This is a genomic window from Devosia sp. (assembly GCF_017307565.1).
Classification (GTDB): domain Bacteria; phylum Pseudomonadota; class Alphaproteobacteria; order Rhizobiales; family Devosiaceae; genus Devosia.
Genome location: NZ_JAFKHD010000171.1, coordinates 1 through 5099 on the forward strand (window position 1 = coordinate 1; position 5099 = coordinate 5099).

General features: G+C 60.9%; 5 protein-coding genes. 1 reads left to right on the plus strand and 4 read right to left on the minus strand.

Going from position 1 to position 5099, the window contains the following annotated elements:
* Positions 1-303 (plus strand): substrate-binding domain-containing protein (locus J0I64_RS04735; RefSeq protein WP_291406460.1); only part of this gene is annotated, 303 nt, incomplete at its 5' end.
* On the opposite strand, the gene J0I64_RS04740 is transcribed toward J0I64_RS04735, so the two are convergent.
* The 4 genes from J0I64_RS04740 to J0I64_RS04755 all read right to left on the minus strand — a co-directional run.
* A complete protein-coding gene (locus tag J0I64_RS04740; RefSeq protein WP_291406461.1) occupies positions 300-1886 on the minus strand; it encodes an FGGY-family carbohydrate kinase in 1587 nt (528 codons plus the stop codon). The two genes, J0I64_RS04735 and J0I64_RS04740, sit on opposite strands and share 4 nt — an antisense overlap.
* A gap of 80 nt (positions 1887-1966) precedes the next feature.
* Positions 1967-3442 carry a mannitol dehydrogenase family protein gene (locus J0I64_RS04745; RefSeq protein ID WP_291406462.1) on the minus strand — a complete coding sequence of 492 codons (1476 nt, stop codon included), beginning with the start codon at positions 3440-3442 and terminating at the stop codon, positions 1967-1969.
* 175 nt (positions 3443-3617) lie between these two features.
* Positions 3618-4616 (minus strand): ABC transporter ATP-binding protein, encoded by a 999-nt coding sequence (locus J0I64_RS04750; protein WP_291406463.1) that lies wholly within the window; start codon positions 4614-4616, stop codon positions 3618-3620.
* Positions 4617-4745: 129 nt separating this feature from the next.
* Positions 4746-5099, minus strand: a 354-nt coding sequence (locus J0I64_RS04755; protein ID WP_291406464.1) for an ABC transporter permease subunit, incomplete at its 5' end; no start/stop codon positions are given.

The window sequence follows — 5099 nt, forward strand, 5'->3', positions numbered from 1 at the left end:
GAACGCCCAACCGCCATTCTCGGTGCTAACAATGCGGTAGCATTAGCGGCACTCCAGGCCATGCAGGAGCTAGGCTTTTCGTGCCCCGATGACATCTCATTGGCCATGATCGACAACGTGCAATGGAGCAGCGTCATCACCCCGCGCATCACCATGGTGGTGCAGGATACGCTCCAGCTCGGCAACATCATCGCCCGCCGCCTGCTGCACCGTATCACCGATCCAGAGGCATCAAGCGAACCCGCGCAAGACTTTGTTCTCGCTCCGAAATTCGTCCCAGGAAACTCCTGCCGCCGGATCTAGTTCATCGCGTCAATGGCCTGCCGCTGCTTCAGCATTTCCAGGAAAATCCGATAATCCCGATCAAACTGCCCCCGCGCGGCCTCGTTGGGCGCCCGCGACGTCCCACCCTGCTGCATGGCAAGGCAAGCCTGATCCAAACTCGAATAAATCCCCGCCGCATTCGCCGCCACCATCGCCATCCCCAGCAGGGTCGCATCCGGCGTCGAAGGCTCCACCACCGTGCAGCCAGTAGCGTCAGCGTAAAGCTCCATCAACAAAGGATTTTTTGTGTGCCCGCCGGTGATGTGGAGCGTATCGATCGCATAACCACGCGTGTTCAGCGTCTCGAGAATATGCCGAACCCCGAGCGCAATCGAAACACAGGTGCGCCAATAGAGGCGGCACAGCGAGTCAAAATCACTGTCGAGCGTCAGGCCCGAGATAACGCCGAGCGCAAACGGGTCACCCAGCGGCGAACGATTGCCATGGAAATCCGGCAATACGTGCAAGCGGTTAGCCAGAGCCAGACCTTCGACCTCGCGTAATTCCATCACCCGGCGACAAATCGCCAAATGCCGTTCGCGCGTCGGTTCGCCCCCCGCCCCATGCCAGCGGATGATATGATCGAGCAGCGCGCCGGTGGCCGACTGCCCCCCCTCATTAAGCCAGACACCGGGCAGAACCGCCCCGAAATACGGCCCCCAAACGCCGGTGGTTGGGCGATCTTCGGCCGATAAAGCCATGACACAGCTCGATGTTCCGGCGATCAGCGCCAGATGACGGTCGATGGTGTCGACGTCTGGGGCGAAGGCGCCCAGCACGCCTAGGGCCCCGGCATGGGCGTCGATAAGGCCGGCTCCGACATGGCAGTTCGCGGTGAGGCCGAGCTGCGCTGCTGCGGCTTCGGTCAGGGCGCCAAGATCGTCGCCAACCGGGCTCGCAACTTCAGGAAGCGCAGCCTTTTCAATGAGATCGCCGAGGCCGACGAGCTCCAGAAAATCCTGCTGCCAGCCGGGGGTGCGGTGGCCGAGATAGGTCCATTTGCAGGTGAGGGTCGACTGCGACCGGGCCAGCGAGCCGGTGGCTTTCCAGGATAAAAAGTCAGCAAGATCAAACATCTGGCCCGCGCGGGCCCAGCTTTTTGGCAGGTTACGCTTGAGCCACATGAGCTTGGGCACTTCCATTTCCGGCGACATTACACCGCCGGCATAATGGAGCACTTCATGGCCCGTTCGGGTGCATTCGTCTGCTTCTTCAAGAGCGCGGTGATCGAGCCAAACTATTGTATCCCAACGATCTTCTCCGTCTTTGGAGACGGTGACCGGAGCACCCAAGGCATCACGGACGACGAGGGAACAGGTGGCATCGAAGCCGATACCGACGACATCGGCCGGGTCGGCCTTGGCCTCAGCCATGGCAGCACGGACGGCGAGGCAGACGGCGGACCAGATATCCTCGCTGTCGTGCTCGGCGAAATTGGCGTCGGTGCGCCGCATGAGGATCGGATTTTCGTGACGGCCCAATAGTTTGCCGTCACGCGTGAATACGCCAGCCCGGGCACTGCCGGTTCCTACGTCCACTCCCACCAGGAGGTTTTGCGACACGCCGCCCTCTCTTCTCGGTCCCGGCGGGACCTTAGCGGAAGGCGTGGCGATGAGCTAGGGGCCACGCCCGAGCTATCTGGCTAAAGTCGATTAGCGAGATAGGCTTCGAGCGTGGCCTTAGTCCCCTGCGTCCACAGAGAATTCAAGGACTTAGTGAAGGCTGCGATGAAGGATGGAGCCTTGGCGAGGTCGCCATAAATGTCGCTCATTTCGAGCCAGGCGGCCGGATTTTCCTTGGCTTTCTTCGATTGTGCGGTGAGACGATCCCAGTTTGGATCGTTGGGTTCGATCACCGCGTCGCTGTCGGTCGTGCCGTAGCAATAGCGGCACCAAAGGGCACTCACGAGAGCCAGCCCGGTTAGCAGACTGTTAGCGTTGACCCTATCCAAGGCCGAGGGAATGATAAACTTCGGTTGGCGATTGGAGCCATCGAGGCAGAGACGCCGAATCGTGTCGCCGATTTTGGGATTGGCGAAGCGCTTTTCGCAGAGCGCGAGATAGTCATTGAGGTTGGTATCGGGCACCGGCGGCACGACCGGAATGATCTCTTCGGTTTCGACCTTCTTGAGGAAGGCGGCGACCAGCGGGTTCTCCATCGCCTCGTGGACGAAGTGGATATCCATGAGCCCCGCCGGATAGGCGATGGTTGCGTGGCCACCATTGAGGATGCGGATCTTCATGTGCTCATAGGGCGCGACGTCAGGGACAAACTGCACCCCGACCTTCTCCAGCGCCGGACGACCGGCGGGGAAATTGTCTTCGAGCACCCACTGCTTGAAGTTCTCGCAAAAGACCGGCCAGGCGTCGTCGATACCAAAGTTGTCGGCGAGGAGTTTTTTCTCGCGATCGGAGGTCGCAGGCGTAATGCGATCGACCATGCCGTTCGGGAAAGCCACCGAAGATTTCACCCAAGCGGCAAGCGCAGGGTCGATCAGGGCGGCGAGGCCGGCGACGGCGTTCTCGGTGACGTGACCATTGCCGGGGATATTGTCGCAGCTCATGACGGTGAAGGGCTGGAGACCGTCGTTTTTCCGCGCGACGAGACCGGCAAGGATCAGGCCGAAGGCGGTTTTGGGTGCATCGAAATGCGCGGCGTCATAGGCGATGTCGGGATGCTTCGGATCGAATTTTTGCGAAGCCGGATCGATGTAGTAGCCGCCCTCGGTGATGGTCAGCGAGACGATACGAATGGCCGGATCGGCAAGCTTGGCGATGACAGCAGCGCTATCGCCGGGTTTGAGATAGTCGACCATCACACCCGTGACATGCGCCGAGCTGCTGTCGGCTTCCTGCTCGACGACGGTGGTCAGCCAGTCCTGGCCCATAAGCTTTTGGCGCATGGCCTCGTCGGTCTCGCGCACGCCAGCGCCGATCAGGGCCCAATCGCGGCCCTCCCCCAGATTAAAGAGCGCGTCGAGATAGACGGCTTGATGGGCGCGATGAAAATTGCCCACGCCGAAATGGACGATGCCGGGAGAGAGATCGGCGCGGGTGTATTTTGGCACCGCGACTGAAGTGATGGCGTCGAGATTGGCAGCGGAGAGCTTGGTGGTCATGGCTTAAGTCCCGGAGTCATTCCCGCGAAAGCGGGAACCTCCGTTGAAAGGAAACAGAGGTTCCCGCTTTCGCGGGAATGACCCGGTGGAAGAGAAACGGCACCGCAACTTGCCGCCAGATAGATTGCCGGGACAAGCCCGGTAATGACGACGGAGGGGGCAGCGTCGCGCATGATCAGATCGCCTTGCCCGCAGCATCGAACTTGTAGATGCGCGAGGGGTCGGGCGTCAGCCAGACGACGTCGCCGTGCTTAAAGGTCTGGTCGCCGTCGGTGCGGATGGTCATGAGGCCGAGGCCCTCGGTCTGTACATGCAGGAAGGTGTCGGAGCCGAGCTGTTCGGCAACGCCGACCGTGCCCTTCCAGGCGCCTTCGGTGGTCGAGAGCTTAAAATGCTCGGGGCGCACGCCGATGGAATGGGCGTTGTGCTTGGCCGCTTCCGGGCCATCGACGAAGTTCATCTTCGGCGAACCGATGAAGCCAGCGACGAAGCGGTTGGCGGGCTTCTTGTAGAGGTCGAGCGGCGAGCCGAACTGTTCGACATTGCCGGCATTGAGCACCACGATGCGATCGGCCATGGTCATGGCTTCGACCTGGTCGTGGGTCACGTAGATCATGGTCGTCTTGAGCTGCTGGTGCAGTTCGGTGATCTCGAGGCGCATGTTGACGCGCAGCGCTGCGTCAAGGTTCGACAGGGGTTCGTCGAAGAGGAATGCCTTGGGCTCGCGCACGATGGCGCGGCCGATAGCGACGCGCTGGCGCTGACCGCCGGAAAGCGCGCGCGGACGACGATCGAGATATGACCCCAGGTTAAGGGTGCGCGCGGCGTAGTCGACCTTCTTGTCGATTTCGGCTTGCGGCATCTTCGCCATTTTCAATGGGAAGGCGATGTTGTCCCTAACAGTCATGTGCGGATAGAGCGCATACGACTGAAAAACCATGGCGAGGCCGCGCCGCGCTGGCGGCGCATCGGTGACGTCCTGGCCATCGAGCTTGATCGTGCCCGAGGTTGTGTCTTCGAGGCCCGCGATCAGGCGCAGCAGCGTGGACTTGCCGCAGCCCGAGGGGCCGACAAAGACGACGAACTCGCCGTCTTTGATGTCGAGCGAAATGTCCGGGATGATTTCGACTTCACCGAAGGACTTGTTGACGTGTTCGAGGGTGATGGAACCCATTTTTTGGTCCTTACCTGAGCGAAATCGATGAATGAGTGAAATTGACGGGGTGTAGTGGGCTCAGAAGAGCCCCCCACCCTTGATCCCTCCCCACAAGGGGGAGGGTGTCGACTGAAAGTCCTGCGGCCATCATTTCACCGCACCGAAGGTCAGGCCGCGAACCAACTGTTTCTGGCTGAACCAGCCGAGCAGCAGGATCGGGGCGATGGCGAGGAGCGAGGCGGCGGAGAGTTTTGCGAGGAACAGGCCCTGCGGCGACGAGAAGGATGAGATGAAGGCGGTCAAGGTGCCGGCACGGCCTGAGGTCAGCGTGATCGTCCAGAAGGCTTCGTTCCAGGCGAGGATGACATTGAGCAGCAGGGTCGAGGCAATGCCGGGAACGGCCATGGGCACGAGCACGTGGGTGATCTCGTTCCACAGTTCGGCGCCATCCATACGGGCGGCTTCGAGGATATCGACAGGGATTTCCTTGAAGTAGGTGTA